11 protein-coding genes are annotated in these 18,957 nt (G+C 74.2%); 3 read left to right on the top strand and 8 right to left on the bottom strand.

Translation table 11 applies throughout. From position 1 onward, the window contains the following. Positions 1–22 precede the first annotated feature (22 nt). Both BJ992_RS12125 and BJ992_RS12120 read right to left on the bottom strand, forming a co-directional pair. A complete protein-coding gene (locus BJ992_RS12125) occupies positions 23–4,189 on the bottom strand; it encodes an AAA family ATPase (RefSeq protein WP_184980473.1) in 4,167 nt (1,388 codons plus the stop codon). After that, positions 4,186–5,310 (bottom strand): exonuclease SbcCD subunit D, encoded by a 1,125-nt coding sequence (locus tag BJ992_RS12120; RefSeq protein ID WP_184980472.1) that lies wholly within the window; start codon positions 5,308–5,310, stop codon positions 4,186–4,188. Before BJ992_RS12120 ends, BJ992_RS12125 begins: the two co-directional genes overlap by 4 nt. Positions 5,311–5,458: 148 nt before the next feature. Between BJ992_RS12120 and BJ992_RS12115 the strand changes: the two genes are divergently transcribed. Then, positions 5,459–6,952 (top strand): prolyl oligopeptidase family serine peptidase, encoded by a 1,494-nt coding sequence (locus tag BJ992_RS12115; RefSeq protein WP_184980471.1) that lies wholly within the window; start codon positions 5,459–5,461, stop codon positions 6,950–6,952. A 189-nt stretch (positions 6,953–7,141) separates the two neighbouring features. Continuing rightward, on the top strand, positions 7,142–8,584 hold the full coding sequence (locus BJ992_RS12110; protein WP_184980470.1) for an LCP family protein: 1,443 nt from the start codon (positions 7,142–7,144) through the stop codon (positions 8,582–8,584). A gap of 75 nt (positions 8,585–8,659) precedes the next feature. On the opposite strand, the gene BJ992_RS12105 is transcribed toward BJ992_RS12110, so the two are convergent. The 6 genes from BJ992_RS12105 to BJ992_RS32805 all read right to left on the bottom strand — a co-directional run bounded on the left by BJ992_RS12105 (position 8,660) and on the right by BJ992_RS32805 (position 18,226). Beyond that, positions 8,660–9,733 (bottom strand): enolase C-terminal domain-like protein, encoded by a 1,074-nt coding sequence (locus tag BJ992_RS12105; RefSeq protein WP_184980469.1) that lies wholly within the window; start codon positions 9,731–9,733, stop codon positions 8,660–8,662. 141 nt (positions 9,734–9,874) lie between these two features. After that, positions 9,875–11,059, bottom strand: coding sequence for a VWA domain-containing protein (locus BJ992_RS12100; protein ID WP_184980468.1), 1,185 nt, complete (start codon positions 11,057–11,059; stop codon positions 9,875–9,877). Beyond that, positions 11,059–13,350 (bottom strand): DUF5682 family protein, encoded by a 2,292-nt coding sequence (locus tag BJ992_RS12095; RefSeq protein ID WP_425503656.1) that lies wholly within the window; start codon positions 13,348–13,350, stop codon positions 11,059–11,061. Before BJ992_RS12095 ends, BJ992_RS12100 begins: the two co-directional genes overlap by 1 nt. A gap of 265 nt (positions 13,351–13,615) precedes the next feature. Further along, positions 13,616–14,677 carry an ATP-binding protein gene (locus tag BJ992_RS12090; protein WP_184980466.1) on the bottom strand — a complete coding sequence of 354 codons (1,062 nt, stop codon included), beginning with the start codon at positions 14,675–14,677 and terminating at the stop codon, positions 13,616–13,618. A 334-nt stretch (positions 14,678–15,011) separates the two neighbouring features. After that, on the bottom strand, positions 15,012–16,433 hold the full coding sequence (locus BJ992_RS12085) for a DUF5691 domain-containing protein (protein ID WP_184980465.1): 1,422 nt from the start codon (positions 16,431–16,433) through the stop codon (positions 15,012–15,014). 233 nt (positions 16,434–16,666) lie between these two features. After that, a complete protein-coding gene (locus BJ992_RS32805; RefSeq protein WP_343072621.1) occupies positions 16,667–18,226 on the bottom strand; it encodes an SWIM zinc finger family protein in 1,560 nt (519 codons plus the stop codon). Positions 18,227–18,351: 125 nt separating this feature from the next. On the opposite strand from BJ992_RS32805, the gene BJ992_RS12075 reads away from it, so the two are divergent. Next, positions 18,352–18,957 (top strand): cupin domain-containing protein, encoded by a 606-nt coding sequence (locus tag BJ992_RS12075; protein ID WP_184980464.1) that lies wholly within the window; start codon positions 18,352–18,354, stop codon positions 18,955–18,957.

Here is an 18,957-nt window from a genome sequence, read left to right as displayed (position 1 = left end):
GGTCGTGTCGCGCGCTGAGCCCTCAGCCGGGGACGGCGACCGTCAGGGTGGAGCCGTCGCGGTTCTTGCGGACCTTGAGCTGTGCGGGGACCCGGGAACGCAGCTCGGCGACGTGGCTGACGATGCCGACGGCGCGGCCGCCGTCGCGCAGGTCGTCCAGGATGTCGAGGACGGCGTCCAGGGTGTCCTCGTCGAGGGTGCCGAAGCCCTCGTCGATGAAGAGCGTGCCGAGCTCGACGCCGCCGGCCTCGGCGGTCACGACGTCGGCCAGGGCCAGTGCGAGCGCCAGGGACGTCATGAACGCCTCGCCGCCGGACAGGGTGGCGGGGTCGCGGTCGGTACCGGTCCAGCCGTCCAGGACCTTCAGGCCGAGGCCGCCGCCGGAGCGCCTGCGGTCGGCCGCGGTCCTCGCGGTGTCGTACAGCAGCAGGTAACGGCCGCCGGACATGTGGTCGAGGCGTTCGTTGGCGGCGTCCACGACCTGACGCAGGCGTTCCCCGAGCACGTACGACGACAGGCGGATGTGCTCGGCGTTGTCGGCCGACGTGCCGCCGGTCAGCTCGGCGAGCCGTTTCGCCAGCACGTACGCCTCCTCGGCGGGCCGCCACTCGGCGAGCGTCTCGTCCAGGGTCACGGCGAACCCGGCGAGCTGGTCGTGCCGCGCCACGGCCTGGTCCCGCGCCGACAGCCGCGCGGCGTGTTCCCGCTCGGCCTCGTCGTGCACGGCTTCGAGCACCGAGAGGTCCGGTGCCGGCAACGCCGCCGCCGCGAGCAGCGCCGGGTCCGCGAGCGTCCTGCCCACCGCGGCCCGCTCGGCGTCCAGCGTGCGCAGCCGCTCGCTCATCTCCTCGACGGTCGCGGCGTCCCGAGCCGCGGCCCCGACGTCCTCGACCCCCGGGAACCCCGCCTCCCGAGCGGCCCGCTCGGCCCGCTCCCACGCCGTCACCGCCTCGGCCTCCGCCGTGCCGGCGGCCCGCCGCGCCTCCGCCGCGTCCCGAAGCAGCTCCGCCTCATGCGTGAGCCGCTCCAGCCGCGCACTCAGCGAAGCGTCCTCCCCCCTGGCCTCCTCAAGGAGCGACCCCAGCCGCTCCACATCCACCAGCACGCCGTCCCGCCGCGCGTTCACACCGGCGATCTCCACCCCGACCCGCGCGCTCCGCTCCCCCGCCTCGGCCAACTCCTCCTCCACCCGGACACTCTCCGCACGCAGCTCCTCCTCACGCGCGGCCTCCTCCCCCACCCAGGCCAGCACCCGCTCCGCCTCGGCCAGGACCGCCAGGACCTCGTCCTCCACGGGCTCGTCGGCCTCGGCCGGCTCCTCCTCGTGGAGGGTGTCCCCGAGCGGCTTCTCCTGGCACACGGCCTCCTCCCGCACCTCGGCCGGCACGGCCGGGTCGTCGCTGTCCTGCGCCGGCTCCTCTCGGGACGCGGTCGCGACAGCCCACGGCAGGACCCACCCCGCGGTGGGACGAGGTCGCAGGCGGGTTCGGAGACCGGCCGCACGTGCCGCTTCACCGGCGGTGGACGTCTCCACGGCGCGGGTCGCGGCCTCGATGGCGGTCTGGAGGAGGCGGGAATCCTCGGTGCGGCGGTCGCGGCGGGACGTCACGCTCGGGTCGTCGCCGCGTGCGGCGTCCAGGGTGCGGGTGAGACGGTCGAACTCCTCGCGCAAGGCGGCCCGTGCCGTGCGGGCCTCGGCGGCCTCGACGGCGAGCTCGCGCGCACCGGCCTCGGCGACCTCAAGCTCGGCGCGCAGGCGGACGGCCTCCTCGGCCAGGGCCGGCTCGCCGGCGGCGGACTGCTCCAGCCGGGCCAGCTCGGCCTCGGCCTCCTGGCAGGCCGCGAGCGCCTCGGCGACCCCCAGGCCGCCGGCCTGAGCGGCGGCCTCCTCCAGGTGCGCGGCCAGCACCGCCACCCGTTCCTCGGCGGCCTGCCGCGCCTCCCACGCGGCCTCGTCGCGCGCCTCGGCCTCCTGCTCGTCATGGGACGTGGGGGCCGCCTCGTCCGGCGCGGCCGGAGCTGGATGCTCGTCCGAACCGCACACCGCGCACGGCTCGCCGGGGTGCAGGCCCTGCGCCAGCTCGGCCGCCATGCCGTCCAGGCGCGCCTGCCGGACGGCCTGCACCAGGTCCCGTGCCTCCTGCGCCTCGTCGGTGGCCGCTCTTCGCGCCTCCTCGGCCTCGGCCAGCTCACCTTCCAGCGCGTCACGCCGCTCGGCCTGCTCCGCCTGAAGCACCGCCGCGTCCCTGGCCGCCAGCGCCGCAGGCACCGCCGCCGCGTCGGCCCGCACCACCGCGAGCCGCTCCTCGGCCGCCGCGACCCGCGCCGGCAATCCGTCCCGTGCGTCCGCGAGCCCCGGCTCGCGCGCCGCGACCTCCCGCAGCCGCACCTCGACCTCGGCCAGCCCCCGCTCCACCTCGGCCAGCCGTTCCTCATCCCCCAGCCGCGCCTCAAGCACCACCACCTCGTCCTGAACCGACCTGGCGACCTCGGCCAGCCACTCCCCCACGACCACCGGGTCGATGCGGTCGGGTCCGGTGGCCGCGAGCCTCCCCACGCTCGCCGGCTCGTCATGGGCCGGCCCAGTGGCCTTGGCCGATCGGTTCACCAGCTCGGCGTACTCCTCTGAGAGCCGTTCGGCGACCGGTTCCAGCACGCGGTCCAGCTCCTCCAGTGCGGCCCGGGCCTCGACGGCGAGGGTGTCCCTGCGGCGGACGGTCTCCACGTCGGCGTGCGCGGCCTCCACCTCGGCCCGTGCCGCCGACAGCCGGGACGCCGCGAGCCGTGCCGCGGCGAGCTTCTCCCCCGCCTGTCGCCGTGCGGACGGCAGCTCGGCGAGGAGCGTCGCCACGTCCTTCTCCTCCTCGGCGAGCCGGTCGAGCCGCTCGCCGGTGCGACCGAGTTCCTCTCTCAGCTCGGCCAGCCGGTTCTCCTCCGCCGTGAGCTGTTCGAGCCGTGCCACCTCGTCGCGCCGGTCGCGTTCAAGCAGGGCCAGTTCCTCCACCCCGGCCTCACCGCCGGCCACCGCGACGGCGCGGGTGAGTGCGTCGGCGGCCAGGTCGGCGGCCTTGCCGGCGGTCTCCTCGCGGTGCTCGGCCTGCTGGATCAGGGGGAGGACCCGGCCGGCTCGCGCGGCCTCCGCGAGGATCGTCTCCAGGTCGGCGCGTTCGTCGGCGGTACGGTCGAGGTCGTCGCGGCGGGCCAGGGCCTCGGCGTGGGTGCGCTGGAGCTTGGCGAGGTCGCGCGCGCTTTCCAGCGCGTCGCGCGCGGCACGCAGCGTGCCGGCGGTCTCCTTGGCGGCGGCCCCCGCGTCGTCGCGTACACGCGCGGCACACGCCACCAGAGCGGCGGCCCAGCCGGCGGGGTCGGAGTCGGCCTGAGGAGCGGGAAGAGGATCAGCCGGGTCGTCCGTGCCGGGCTGCCGTGCCGGTAGAGGACCGGCCGGTTCGCCGGCGCCGGGCTGCGGCTCGGCAGGAAGAGCGAACGCGTCGCTGGTGCCGGCCGGCCGGTCGAGCAGCGGGCCGGCGGCGCCGCGCATGTGGTCGAGGGTGGAGTCGACCTGTTGGCGGAGGGTCTGGCGGTTCTGGCCGGCGCGGGTGCGGTGGTCGGCGAGCCACTGCTCCACGGCGGTGTAGAGGCGGACGGAGAAGAGTTTCTCCAGGAGTCTGCGGCGGTCGTCGCCGTCGGCGCGCAGGAAGCGTGCGAAGTCGCCTTGGGGGAGCATGGCGACCTGCCAGAACTGGTCGGCGTTCATGCCGAGGAGGCCGCCGATCAGGTCGCCGGCCTCGTCGAGGCGGCTGGAACGGAACGTCCACTCGCCGGTCGGGAGAAGCTCCTCCAGCAGGATCTTGGGTTTCTGCTCGACGGTGCCGTCGCCGCGCAGCTTGGGACGTTCCCACGCGGGGGAACGGGTGACGCGCAGGCGTCTGCCGCGCAGCGTGGTCTCCAGGACCACCTCCGGAGCGCGGCCCGGTGGCGCGTGGTCGCAGCGCAGGCGCCGCGCGCTGTCGCGCTGGCCCGGCACCCTGCCGTACAAGGCGTAGCACACGGCGTCGAGGACGGTGGTCTTGCCGGCGCCGGTGGGGCCGTGCACGAGGAACAGGCCGGCGTCGCCGAGCGCGTCGAAGTCGACCTCCTCTCGCGCGGGGAACGAGCCGAACGCGGTGAGCGCCAGCCGGTGCAGCCTCAAACCAGGGCCTCCTTGGCGCGGCACGACTCGAAGGCCCGGCGCAGCAAGGCACGCTCGGCGGCGTCGGCGGGCTCGCCGCGCACATCGCGGACGAAGTCCATGGCGACGTCGATCTCGGGCCGGCCGGCGAGCCGCGGGGCCCGCGCGGGCTCGGGGGCGTTCTCGGGGGCGAACACGAGGTTGAGGGTATGGGGGAAGCGCTGCCTGAGGCGCTCCATGGCCGCTTTGGGACGCACGGGGTCGGTGAGGGTGACCTGGAGCCAGTGGTCCTCGTACGCCGACCAGGCCGGCGAGGTGACCAGGTCGTCCAGGTGGCCGCGCAGGCGCGCCAGCGGCCGCGGCACCGGCGCGGGGACGAACGTGGCGGACGTCAGGCCCTCGGGGCCGATGTCGGCGAGCCACGAACCTTTGAGGTGGTCGGCCTCGGAGAAGGAGTAGGCGATCGGCGAGCCGGAGTAGCGGACGGCGTCGGTCATGCGCTGGCGGCCGTGCAGGTGGCCGAGCGCCACGTAATCGGTGCCGGCGAACGTCGAGACGGGGACGTGGGGGACGCCGCCGACACTGATGTCGCGCTCGCTGTCGCTGGACTCGCCGCCGGTGACGAACGCGTGGGCCAGCACCACCGACGGCGCGGCGCGGGTGGCGGCGTCGGCGCGGACGAGGGACATGGCGTGCGCGACGGCCGCGTGGTGGCCGCGCTCGGTGAGGCCCCACGGGACCCGCACCATGTCGGGCTCCAGGTAGGGGATTCCGTACACCGCGACCCCCTCGATCAGCACGGGACGGCCCACCCCGGCCGGGTCGGTGCGCAGGTGGACACCGGAGGCGTCGATGAGGCCGGCGCCGAAGCCGAGCCTGCGCGGCGAGTCGTGGTTGCCGCTGATGAGCACGACCCGCGCTCCGGCGTCGGTGAGGCGGCGCAGGGCCTCGCCGCACAGCTCGACGGCGTCCACCGGCGGCAGCGCGCGGTCGTACACGTCTCCCGCGACGAGCACGGCGTCGACACGCTCTGACCGCACGGTGGCGACCAGATGGTCCACGAAGGCACCCTGCGCGGCGATGAGGCTTTCACGATGAAATGCCCGGCCCAGGTGCCAGTCGGAGGTGTGCAGGAGACGCATGTCGCAGGAAGCTAACAGGTCCCGCTGACAAATGCGGCCCCTCGCGCACCATCGTTCGACCGGTGTGACTTAACCTACTGATCGAAGGTCATAATCGGGCGGAAAAAGCCCTCGCCGCGACGAGCCGCCCCGACCTTGAGGAGGTGGCGTGAGCGAGCGGGGCCGTCTGAGCGTGGCCGTCGCAGCGCTGCTTGCCGCGCTCACCGCGACGGGATACCTGCTGTCCCCGCCGGCGTTCGACCCGCCACCGCTGCGTGAGGACGTGAGCTTCCAGCACCTCCCGCCGCAACCGGCCGCCGAGGTGCGGCCCGTGCGGCACGACGGGCCCATCGTCACGCAGGAGATCGTCGTCCCCGCCGGCGACACCGCGCTCGCCGCCACCGTACGCGCGCCGGCCACCCCCGGCCGTCACCCCGCGATGGTGTTCGTCCAAGGCTCGGGGCCCGGTTACCGCGGCGAGTTCACCACGCAGGCCACGTGGCTCGCCAAGGCCGGGGTGGTGACCCTCACCTACGACAAGCGCACCGTCGGGTACGACTTCCGGCACCGCGACTTCTCGCTGCTCGCCGACGACGCGCTGCGCATGATCGACGTGCTGCGGAGACGTCCCGACGTCGACCCCGCGCGGACCGGTCTGTGGGGGGTCAGCGAGGGAAGCTGGGTCACCCCCATCGCGGCGCGCAGCGCCGACGTGGGGTTCACCGTCATGGTGTCCTCCCCCAACGTCACGCCGCTGCGCCAGGTGGCCTGGGCCCTCAACGAGCAGCTCGAACGGCTGCACGCGCCGGCCGGGGTGCGCGACCTGCTCACCAAGGCGATGGGGGTCGCCGGTTTCGACTTCCTGCGGTACGACCCCGAGCCGGCGCTGCGGCAGATCACACAGCCGGTGCTGGCGCTGTACGGCACGATGGACCCGTCGATCCCGTTCGTGGAGAGCACACAGAAACTCACCGCGGCGCTCAAGGCGGCCGGCAACCCCGCGTACACGATCAGGTTCATCGGCGGGGCCGACCACGCGATGCGGGTCAACGGCGGGCCGTTCACCAAGGGGTACCTCGAAACGCTCGCCAACTGGGTACTCGACCTGCCGCGCACGGCGCTGCCGCCGCCTGGCCTGCAGATCGCCGGCGCCACCCCCGTGCAGCGGTACGAGACGGCGGACGTGCCGCAGGCGCCGTGGTACGCCGGCGGCGCCATCCTCACGCTGATGCTGACCCTCGCCACGGTGGCGTACGTCGCGGCGCCGGTCACCGAGTTCGTGGTGCGGCTGCGCGACCGGCAGATCGTGTCACCGGCCCGGTCGCCGCAGTGGCCCGCCGTCCGGCGGCGGCTGCGGCGCATGGCGTGGACCGGCGTGGGGCTGTTCGCGGCGGTGATCGCGTTCATCATGCTGATCGTGCTGTTCTCGGTGAACCAGGCAGGCGCGTGGCCCGCCGTGCTGTCGGGGTGGCTCGTGGTGCGGGTCCTCGCGCTGCTCATGCTCGTGCAGGAGGTCACGGCGGCGGCCGCGGTGTACACGGCGGTGCAGGACGGCTGGGAGCCGGGCCGGTGGCAGCGGTTCACCATCGCGGCGGTGCTCGGCGGCACCGGCGGGCTGCTGCTCATCGCGGCCTACTACGGGTTGTTCAGCTTCCCCTGGTGAACGCGGGATCGGTTCCGCCGATGCGGACGCCGCCGGTTCACCGGTGAACGCGCGGCCGGTCGCCGTACGGCACATGGCCGGGTGACCGTTCGACGTGTGGCCGCATGCGGCCGTTGGTGAAGTGTTCATGTTCGCGTCGGACTCGCCGGATATCGTGCCGCCTCTGGAAACGGGGAGGTACAAGCAACCTTGGGCCACGCGAACAAGCCACCGGGGACGGCCGGAGTCATCGGCTGGACGGCGTTGTCCGCCATCGCGCCGGGTGCGGCGCACCTGCGGGCCGGCCGGCGGCGAACGGGATTCCTGCTGCTCGGGGGCTATCTCCTCGTCCTTGCCGCGCTGGTCGTGACCGTGCTCACCGGGGGTGCCGGGCTCGCGGGACGGCTGCTCGACCCGGTGTGGCTGCGCGTCGTCATCGTCGTGGCCTGCGTGGCCGGGGTGTGCTGGTTCGCGCTGCTCGTGCGGTCGTACGTCATCCTGCGGCCCGGTGAGCTGTCCCAGGTGGGGCAGATCATCTCCGGGGTGCTCACCGGCACGCTCGCGGTCGCGTTCGCGATGCCGTTCGCCGTCGTCGCGCAGTACGCGCTGGTGTCGGGTGCCACGCTCGACGCGGTGTTCGACGCGCCGTCGGCCGAGGCGGCGGCGACCACCCCGCCGGTCAGGCCGGAGGACCCGTGGGACGGCCGCGACCGGGTCAACATCCTGATCCTCGGCGGCGACTGGCAGCCGGACCGGGTGGGGGTGCGCACCGACAGCATCAACCTGGCCAGCGTGGACGTGCGCACCGGCGACACCGTGCTGTTCAGCCTGCCGCGCAACCTGGAGAACGTCCGCTTCCCGCCGGGGACCCCGATGCACCGCGCGTTCCCCGATGGGTTCCGGCTGCCTGCCAACCCCGACGGGTCGAGGGAGGACCTGCTGTTCTCGGTGTGGCAGTACGCCGAGAACCACCCCGAGCTCTTCGGCGGCCGGAAAGGCATGGGGCCGCGGACGCTGAAGGAGACCGTCGGGTACACCCTCGGGCTGCGGGTCGACTGGTACGCGCTCGCCAACATGTGGGGGCTCGCGCGGATCATCGACGCGCTCGGCGGGCTGACGCTCACCGTGCCGGTGGACATCGTGTTCGGCAAGTACAACGAGGGCCTGGTCAAGGCCGGCACCCGCAAGCTGCGCGGCGCGGACGCCATGTGGTTCGCGAGGTCCCGCACCAACAGCGACGACTACACGCGGATGGGCCGGCAGCGGTGCGTGCTGAACGCGCTGGTGCACCAGGCCGACCCGGCGACCGTGCTGCTGCGGTTCAACGAGCTGGCCCGCGCGTCCAAAGGCATGTTCCGCACGGACATCCCCCGGGCCATGCTGGAACACCTGGTGCCTCTGGCCCTGAAGGTCCGCGGCGCGAGGCTCGCCGGCGTCCAGTTCGTCCCCCCGCTGATCCACACCGGCTCCCCGGACTGGGCCCTCATCCGCCGCACCGCCGCGCGCGCTCTGCGTCCCCCGGCGACCCCCGCACCGGCCCCGTCCACGACCGGCGGCGTGACCGCCACCCCGTCGCCTGAGGTGACCAAGACCCCGAGACGACCCACCGGCACACCGGGAGCCCCCCGCCGCCTCGCCGACGGCTGCGCCTGACCGTACGACCCGCGCCGAGGCCGGTGTGGCGCGGCGCCGCCGTGCGCGTCTCCCGGCGGACCGCGCCGGCCGGGATCAGAAGCGGAACGACTCGGACGCGAGGCGGCGTACGCGGTCCTCGTCGACCAGGTGGCCGAGGCCCGGCTGGGTCAGCGGCACGGCCACCACGCCGCCGGACGCGCCGACCGGCGGGGTGACGATCTGCGCGCTGCGCGGCGGCTCGGTGACGTCGCTCGGCAGGGTGCAGCCGGGGAGGCTGGCGACCGCCACCGTGGCGGCGCGCGCGAGGCCCGTGCCGCGACCGCCGGCCGCGGTGACGTCCCACGCGGCCTCGGCGGCGCGGTCGTGCGCGCGGCGCGCGGCACGCAGGGAACCGAAACGGGACGGACGCAGCAGCAGCGCCGTGCCGGCCCGTGCCGCGACGGCCTCCTCGACGGCCGCGACCGAGTGCACCTCGACGGCGACCGTGGAGTTCACCCGCTCCTGCAGACGCGCGTGCATGTCGAGGTCGGCGTCACCGGCCGGCCCGCCGAACGGACGCTCGATCGCGGTCACGTCGTACGCCTCCAGGGACGGCAGGTCCCCGAGGTCGGTGTAGGCGCCTCTGCCGTCCACGGCGAGGGCCAGCGCCGGGTAGGCCTGCCGGACCGCGCGCACCGGCTCGACGTCCCAGCCCGGGTGGATGTCCAGCGTGACGTGCGCGTACCCGGCGCAGACGTGCCGGTTGACCCGCGCGACCATGGCCTCAAGGGACCGCTCCGCGGCCAGGCGCACCGTGGCGATCAGCGAGGTCCTGGTGCCGCCGAGAGCGTGCGCGAGCGGCACCCCCCGCATGCGGGTCCACAGATCCCAGCACGCGAGGTCGACCGCCGAGCCACCCGGCACGTCACCGAGCTCGTCCGGATGCTCCCAGTCGACCCCGAGCAGCGCCGGCGCGAGCGACTCCTCCATCGTCCCCCAGGTCTTGGCGAGCGTCGCGTCCGCCTCCCGCGACGGCCCCCCGCCGGCGTCCCCCCGCACCGCGGAGTGCACGGCCTCCCCCCAGCCGGTCATGCCGCCGTAGTCCGTGAGCTTCACAAGGATGCTCTCCGGCCGCCTGCCGTACGGCAGCACAAGCCGGAAGACCTCAAGCTCCCGTACGCGCGGCATGCGTCTCCTCCCTCGACCCTGCCTCTCCATGGTGCCTTCTCCCGCCACCCCGTCCAAACCGGAGAACCGAAAAGCCGGGGTACGACACGGGTCCCCGGCCGGAACAGCCCCCTGTCCGAGTGGCGGAGCACGGACACCGGGTCAGTGGCGGCCGCGGACGGAAAGGGTGCGTTCGGCCCACTGGGTGATGTCCCTGCGTTCGATGGCGGCGGCCATGAGCTCGGGGAAGGCGTCCGGGGTGCAGGCGAACGCCGGGACGCCTAAGGCGGCGAGGGCCTGCGCGTTCTCGTGGTCGTAGTGGGGCTGGCCCTCGTCGGAGAGGGCCAGCAGGACGATCACCTGGATGCCTGAGGCGGTCATGGCGGCGACCCGGCGGAGCATCTCCTCGCGGACACCGCCTTCGTACAGGTCGCTGATCAGGATGAAGATGGAGTCGGCGGGCCGGGTGATCAGGCCCTGGCAGTAGGCGATGGCGCGGTTGATGTCGGTGCCGCCACCGAGCTGGGTGCCGAACAGCAGCTCCACCGGGTCGTGGAGCTGGTCGGTGAGGTCGACGACGCTGGTGTCGAACACCACCAGGGACGTCCTGAGCGAACGCATCGACGCGAGGACCGCGCCGAACACGCTGGAGTACACCACCGACGCCGCCATCGACCCGCTCTGGTCCACACACAGGGTGACGTCGCGCAGCACGGCCCGTTGCCGGCGCGCGTACCCGACCATCCGCGACGGCACGACGGTGCGCCGCTCCGGCAGGTAGTTCTTGAGGTTGGCCCTGATGGTGCGGTCCCAATCGATGTCGGCGACCCGCCGCGGCCGTGACGTGCGCGCCGAGCGGTCCAGCGCACCCGACACCGCCGTCATGGTGCGCCGCGCGAGCCGGCGCTCCAGGTCCGCCACGACCTTCGCCACGACCGCGCGCGCCGACCTGCGCGCGGTCTCCGGCATGACGCGGTTCAACGAGATCAGCGTGCCGACCAGATGGACGTCCGGCTCGACCGCCTCCAGCATCTCGGGCTCGAGCAGCAGCCGGGTGAGGTTGAGCCGATCGATGGCGTCCTTCTGCATGACCTGCACCACGGTGGAGGGGAAGTACGACCGGATGTCCCCCAGCCACCGGGCCACCCGAGGCGCCGACCCCCCGAGCCCGGCCCCCCGCCGCGCGTCCCCCGCCGCGCCGCCACCGGACCCCTCCCCCGATCCCCCGCTGTCGTACAGCGCCGCGAGCGCCGCGTCCATCCGCGCGTCGTCCCCCGACAACTCCCCGGCGGCCCCACCGGCCTCCCCGCCGAGCACCATCCGCCATCTACGCGCTCGCTCGTCCATCAGTTCCTCCTGGTCGACATCGACGGCCCGCCGGCCCCCAAGATCTGCAGGACGGTGCGGACGGCCGGGGCCGCGCGCCGTGCGTCGGCCTCCGGGGTGGCGGCTCGGGCTGTGTGGGTGGTGGTGACGCGGGTGGCTATGGTGCGGCGTTCCGGGACCGGGAAGGCGCCGAAGGTGCGGCGGAGCAGGGGGAGGACGTCGATGAAGGCCTCGGGGGTGAGGGTGGTCAGCCAGGTGTCGACCAGGGTGAACAGGGTCGAGTCGTGCACCAGGAGCAGGCCGCTGCCGGCCAGGAAGCCCTCGACCCAGGCGGCGGCGCGGGCCGGTGGCGTGCCTGCCGACATGGCGCGGGACATGCGGCGTGACACCTCCTCGGCGGGGACGGTGCCGGCGTCGAGCAGGATGCGGGTGAGCCGGCCGCCGATGAGGCCGTGCAGGTCGTCGCGCGCGGCGATGCCGGACAGGACGGCCAGCCAGCCGTCGCGCCGGTCCTCGCGCAGGCCCACGGCGGTGTGCACGGCGTCCACGTGGCGCAGCAGCTCGCGGGCCGAGTCGTCGTCGAGGCCGGTGACGGCCGCCGGCAGGCCGGCTCGGATGCGCGCGAGCAGCGACTCGGCGATGGCACTCAGCCCTTCGGCGGAGGTGCCGCGCACGTCGCCGTACCGCTCGGCGCGCACCAGGGACGGCAGCGCGGCCATCAGGTGGGTGACGTCGCTGTCGAGCGCGGCGCGCGCCGACACGGCCGACAGCACCGACGTCAGCGCGTCCGGCAGGTCCGCGAGCAGGCACCGCTCGGCGGCGTCGGTGAGCTCGGCGAGCGGCCGGTCCCGCGCGGCGAACTCCCGTACCCGTGCCGACGCGGCGGCGGGGACGGTGGTGCCGTACCCGCCGGCCTCGATCAGCTCGATGTCGAACTCCGGACGCCACTCGAGCCGCCACGACTCCCGGAACGTCCCCTTGCCTCTCGCCTCTCGCGGCACCCCCCAGGCCACGCCGAGCAGCCCGAGCCGGTGCAGCAGGCGGCTGCGGTCGAGGTCGAGCGGTTTGCGCAGGTCGAGGTCGAGGTCGCGCTCCAGGGCCTCGGCACGCAGCCGGAGCCGCGTCATGCGTTCGCGCAGGTCCCGCTGCAACGGCACCATGGGGGTGCCGTCCGGGACGTGGCCGAGCCGCTCCCCCACGACCATGCGCCGCTGGATCAGCTCCACCGGCAGGTCGGCCCCCTCGCACAACACGGACCTGACCGCTTCGGTGACCTCGCTCAACCCGGCGAGCGGCCGTCCCCGGATCGCCGCGAGCCCTTCGGCCAGCCGTACCCCTTCGATGACGTGCGCCGAGGAGACCGGCAGGTCCTCCTCCCTGAGCACCGCCGCGGCCCGCGCCATCCACCGCTCGATCGGCCGTTCCGGACAGGCGAACAGGTGGTCGTACCACCCCGGCGACCGGACCCCGGCCCCGTACCCGCTCCAGGACGCGAGCCGTCCGTACGTCCACGGCACCCAGGTCATCTCGACCTTGACCCTCGGCAGCCCCCGCAGCAGCCGCTCGTCCGGCGCGGCCGGCCCGATCTCCCGCAACGCCGGCACATGCCAGGCCCCGCAGACGACCGCCACCCGCCGGTACCCGTCCTTGAACGCTCCCCGGACGACCTTGCGCATGTACGCCTCACGCCGAGCCTCACGCTCGTCCGGCACGTACCCTTCCCGCACCGCCGCCATCGCCTCGGCGATCACCTCGAACGGCGCGTCCCCCCGATGCTCGACGACGTCCTCCCACCACCGCTCCGCGTCGTCATACCCGGCCGCCTCCGCCAGCCTCCCGATCGGATCCCTCCCCGCGGGCCCGAAGTCCTCGACCCCGTCCTCGGCGACCTCGTGATCGCGCGACCCCTCCGGTTCCCGAGCGGCATCCAGGTCCCGCGAGGCACTCGGCGGCTGCGCGGCGTCCGGGCCCTTCGAGGCGTCCCGTCCGGCGGCGTCGCGCGAAGAAGGTGCCAGGCTGTACGCGGCGGGGAGGTCGCAGAAGCGGACCGGGACGCCGGCCGCGAGCGCATAGCGCATGGCCTGCCATTCCGGTGAGAACGCCGCGAACGGCCAGAAACCAGCCCGCGACGGCTCGCTGGGAACGTGCGCCAGCAGTGCGACCGGCGGCTCCATGTCCGGTTCCCCGGCCAGCCCGACGAGCGCGTCCGCCTCAGGCGGCCCCTCGATGAGCACGATGTCCGGCCGGACCCGCCGCAGCTCCGCCACAAGGGCCCGCGCCGACCCCGGCCCGTGATGCCGCACCCCGAGCACCACATGGACCGCCGCGCCATCCGTCCCCTGTGCCGACCCGACGGCGGCGGAATCGGAGAGTACGCCGATCGGCCCTCCACCTGGGAGGGAGTGGGATACGCCGGCATCGGCAGAACCGGACGGTACCCCGGCCGACTCCCCACCTGCGAGAGAGGCGGACATACCGACAGCCGAAGAACCGGACGGCACCTCCACCTGCTCCCCGCCTGTCAGGGAGGAGGACATACCGGGAGACGTGCCGGCGGCAGGGGTCGTGGTGGTGGGGTCAGGCATCGCGGCAGGCCCGGTAGAAGTCGCGCCACTCCGGACGCTCGCGGACGACGGTTTCGAGGTACTCGTTCCAGATGACGCGGTCGGAGACGGGGTCCTGGATGACGGCGCCGACGATACCGGCGGCGACGTCGGCGGGACGCAGGACGCCGTCGCCGAAGTGCGCGGCCAGGGCGATGCCGCTCGTGAGGACGGAGATGGCCTCGGCGGTGCTGAGGGTGCCGCTCGGGGACTTGACGGTGGCGCGGCCGTCGGTGGTGGCGCCGGAGCGGAGCTCGCGGAAGACGGTGACGACGCGGCGGATCTCCTCCATCGCGGTGGTGGTCTCCGGCAGCTCAAGAGCGCGGCCGAGCTGGGTGACGCGGCGGGACACGATGTCGACCTCCTCGTCCTCGGTGGCGGGGACGGGAAGCACGACGGTGTTGAAGCGGCGCCGCAGCGCGCTGGACAGCTCGTTGACCCCGCGGTCGCGGTCGTTGGCGGTGGCGATCACGTTGAAGCCGCGGGTGGCCTGCACCTCCGTCGCGAGCTCCGGCACCGGCATGGTCTTCTCCGACAGGACGGTGATCAGCGCGTCCTGCACGTCGGACGGCATGCGGGTGAGCTCCTCGATCCGCGCCAGCCGGCCCTCGGCCATGGCCCGCATCACCGGGCTCGGGGTGAGCGCCTCACGGGACGGCCCCTCCGCGAGCAGCCGCGCGTAGTTCCACCCGTACCTGACCGCCTCCTCGGCCGTCCCCGCCGTCCCCTGCACCAGCAACGTCGAGTCCCCGCTGATCGCCGCCGCGAGGTGCTCCGACAGCCACGTCTTCGCCGTGCCCGGCACACCGAGCAGCAGCAGGGCCCGATCGGTGGCGAGCGTCGCGACCGCCACCTCGACGACCCGCCGCGGCCCGATGTACTTGGGGCTGATCTGATCCCCGTCCCCGAGGATGTAGGTCGTCACGGCCCACGGCGACAGCCGCCACCCCGGCGGCCGCGACCGGTCGTCGGTCTTGGCGAGAACCGCCAGCTCCTCGGCATATTGATCTTCCGCGTGCGGACGCAGGACTGTCATCGGTGTTGTCAGCTCGCTCTCACGTAGGGGTGACACGGAATGGGGAGGTTCGAGGTCGTCGCGGCGGCCGGTCTCGTCCGGCGAAAGGCCATGGTCCTCGCGGCCGGCCTTGTCCGGCGATAGGGCCGTGGTCCTCATGGCCGGCCTCGTCCGGCGAAAGGCCACGGTCCTCGCGGCCGGCCTTGTCCGGCGAAAGGGCCGTGGTGGTCGGGCCGGCCTCGTCCGGCGAAAGGGTCGCGGTCGTCGCGGCGGCCGGAGCCCGGCGGACGTGGCGCGGCAGGGACCGCGCGGTCGTGCGGCGGCCCGGAATCGGTCAGCCGGCGGTCGGCGGTCGTCACGGTGGTCCCAGCTCGGTGAGCATGGCGTGGCGGAAGCGGAGGACGTCGGCGACGTCCTGGACGGCGGGTTCGGGGGAACGGGAGGCCGCGGTCGCGTGGCCGGAGGGGTCGGCGCGCTCGCCGGCGAGGCGGGTGAGTTCGCCGAGGTTCCAGGGCTGGTGGCCGACGGTTTCGACGATCTTGTCGAGGACGGCATCGGTGAGGGCCGGGCCCCAGGGGCCGGGGATGCCGCCGAGCATCATGATCAGCTGGCCGTCCACGGGCTGGCCTCGCACCAGCTCGGCGGCCTGGCCCGCGCGCTCGGCCGGTGGCAGGACGGCGAGCAGGTCGGTGAGGGGCTCCACGGCGAACAGCGCGCGAGCCCACTCGGGGTCGTTCTGGAGCACCACGGCGCGTTCCCAGCCGAGCCTGACCTCGCGCGGCCACTCCTCGACCTTCAACCGGACGATCTGCTTCGGCGGAAGGCCGAACCGGCCGGTCCAGAAGGTGAGAGGGGTGCGTGCGACGACCTGTTGGAGCCACCAGCTTCCCTGGCCGGTGCCTGCGGGGGCTCGTGAACGGATGCCGTCGCGCTCCATGGCGGCGTCGCACTCGGCGGGAGGCTCGGCGACGAGGCGGTCGCCGGACAGCGTCAGGCACCTCTCGGCCCGCGCGGCCATACGGCGGCCGAGCCTCGACCCGGGGAGCCTGGTGAGCAGGTCGGCGGCCTGGCCGCGGACCTCGCGCCTGCGGTCGTCCAGCGCGTCCTCAAGGAACGGCTCGTCGTCCATGGACAGGCCATCGGCGAGCGCGTTGACGAACGCGGCGCGGTCCTCGGGGCCTTCCTTGGCCCAGCCCTGGAGGAGCAGCTCGCGTGCCTGCGCCGGGTCGGCGCGCCGCAGCGTCCGCAGGTACGCGAGGCGGTCGCCGCGTGTGCCGTACTCCCAGAGGTCCATCGGCGGCCCCGGCGCGGCCGTTCCCGTCGTGACGACCGGCTCCGGCACGGTGACCGGGGTGGCCTCGTCCTGGACGTAGGCCCAGGCGGGGTTGAGGCCGGCCAGCCACCGGCCGCGGGCCCCGGCGAGCACCCCGATGGGAGCGCGCAGCGAACGGTCGCGCGCACCGTGGTCGAGCACCTGCGGCAGCAGCTCGGGAGGCAGGCGGTAGCCGCGCGCGGCGGCGGCCTCCAGCCACTCGGGGAGCAGCCGCGGCTGCTCGCCGTCCAGGATGCGCGCCAGCCGGTCACCCGCGGCACGCGGCACCATCGCCTGCTCCTCACCGGGTGCCGCAGGCAGCGGCTCCCCATGGCGCGGCGGCTGACCGGCCCGCATGCCGACGACATGCGCCGCCGCGCGTCCGAGCACATCGCCTTCCGGCCGCCGCTCCACCCCCACAAGCGCCGCCGACACCAGCCGCTCCCACTCCACGACCGTGCTCACACCACCTCCCGGACCGCCGTCACTCGTCCGCTCACCAGCGGCGTCTTCGCCGGTGGCTCCTGGACCGCTGTCACTCGTCCGCTCACCGGCGGCGTCTTCGCCGGTGATTCCTGGACTGCTGTCACCTGTCTGCTCACCTGCGGCTCGTGCGGCGTCCTCGCCGCTGCCTCGCTGACGGGGAGCCCTGTCGCCGGTGACGGCGCTCAGGTCCGGGCCGCTTTCGTCCGGGGTGTTCACAGGACCACCAGCCGTCCTTCCTCGTCCCACGCGGTGAAGGGTCTGAGCCCTAGAGGGGTCCACTCGGCCGCCACGGTCACCGGCCGGCCGCCGGAGACCGCGAGCAGGCGCCACGGGTGGCCGGCCACCGGATGGACCGGCATGCCGGGGGACTCGCCGCCGTCCTCGCGAGGAGTGGACGAGGGAGGGTCGGTCAGGAGCCAGCGGCCGGCGGACCTGGCGGGGGTGGCGGGTCGCAGGACGATCGGCCAGGAGTCGGTCCAGGGGTCGCCGGCGACGGCGGTGGCGATCTCGGTGAGTGCGCCGCTCACGGTGGTGCCGTCGGGGGGTGCGGCGGGGACGGGGCCGCGGCGGGTGGCGACCAGTGCGCGCAAGGGAGACGCGCCGGGATAGAACGCGAGGTCGGCGTCCACGGCGGTGCCGGTGACCAGTGAGACGTCCAGGGGCTGGCGTGGCGGCGCGAAGGACAGGACCAGCGCGAACCTGCCGGTGTGGCGGCCGCGCAGCCAGACGCGGCGGGACGTCAGATTGTCCTGCTCGTCGTCCCGCCGGCCGAGGACGTCCCAGACGTCGCGAACGAGCTCACCGGCCAGCACGTCGTCCCGTGAGACGGGGAAGCCGACGCGCGACCGGATCGTGTCGCGTAACGGCCCCGGCAGGCCGGACGCGTGGCGGTGGCCGACGGCGAGCAGGTGGAGCAGGCCGTACTCCCCGAGAAGCCGGGACGGCCAGTCCTCGTCGGCGAGCACGCGTGGCAGCCGCGACACGACCCCCGCGACACCAGGCGCCTGCGCGTCCACCAGCCGCCGCGCCAGCTCCTGCCAGCGCGCGGTGGCGTCACGCCGGGCCCCGGCCAGCCCCTGGCCGATCTGGTCGGCGAGCCACCGCTCCAGCTCGGCCAGCCCGGCCATGACCCTCTCCTCGCGCTGCGCCGCACGCCGCGCCGCCGCGTCGGCCGAAGACCCGGCGACCGCACCGGCCGGCCCGGCACCCGCCGCGCCGAGCAGAGCGGCCCCGTCGTCCGTCACCGCGGCCTCCCCCGCCGCGGAACGGGACGCGGAACCGTCCGCACCAGGCGGACCGGCACCGCCGGCACCAGGCGGACCGGCACCGCCGGCACCGGGTGGACGGAGTGCGTCCACCCCAGGTGAACCGGTGCCGTCCGGACCCGGAGAAGCCGCACCGTCCGCGCCAGGCGGACCGGCGCCCTCCTTGCGGCCGGCGCGTGCGCGGCGTTGCTCCAGCCACTCGCCGACCCAGGTGGGGGGCTCGTCGGCCGGGGTCACGCCGTCGGCGGACCATAGTAAGAGGAGGCCGAGTGCGTGTTTGCAGGGGAACTTCCGGCTTGGACAGCTGCACCGGTAGGCGGTGTCGGCGAGGTCGACGCACGCGCGGTACGGCGTGGCGCCGCTGCCTTTGCACTCTCCCCAGAGGACATCAGGCATGACCCCGGCGACCGGCCACTTGGCAGGGCCGCTGACGCTCTGCGCGCCTTTCTTGGACGACGCGTCGGGGGCGAGCGCCAGGACCTGATCACGGCTCCAACGTTCGATCACACAGGAACACTATCGACCCCCTCCGACAATTCCCGGCGGCTTCTTGTACCTGGTCAGAGGGGATATTTCATCCCAGAGACCCCAGTCGGGCGACACCCCGGCGACGGTCGCCTACGATCGGCCGGATGCTGCTGATGACGTACGACGCCTACCCCGACGGTCCCTCCATCGCGGTCGCGGGCGAACAGGAGGCCCTGCGGGTCGCGGCCCGTGAGTTCCCCGGTGACAGCACGGTGGTCGCCGTCGAGGACGGCACGGTGTTGTTCCTGCGCAGGGACGTGACCGGCGCGTTCACCGGCCTGCGGAGGCGGCCCCCCGTGGCCGAGGAACTCGGCCTGCTCCCCCACCCCGAAGGGGGCTGGTTCCGCGAGACGTGGCGCACGTCCGCCGAGTTCGTGCCAGCCGGGTACGACGGCCCCCGGCAGAGCGCCACCGGCATCTACTTCCTGCTCGCTCCAGGCGAGGAGTCGGTGTGGCACGCCGTCCGTTCCGACGAGGTGTGGTTCTGGCACCGCGGCGGGCCGCTGACGCTGACGCTCGGCGGCACGGGCCGCGAGCCCGGTGAGCCGGCCGCCGTCACCCTCGGGCCACGCGTGGAGGACGGAGAGCTTCCGCAGGTCATCGTGCCGGCGGGGACGTGGCAGGCGGCGCGGCCGACCGGCGCGGAGGCCGTGCTGGTGAGCTGCGTGGTGTCGCCGGGGTTCGACTTCGCGGACTTCACGGCGCTGTGA

This window comes from Sphaerisporangium rubeum, assembly GCF_014207705.1.
GTDB classification, from domain to species: domain Bacteria; phylum Actinomycetota; class Actinomycetes; order Streptosporangiales; family Streptosporangiaceae; genus Sphaerisporangium; species Sphaerisporangium rubeum.
This window is presented reverse-complemented; position numbering and strand designations above follow the sequence as displayed.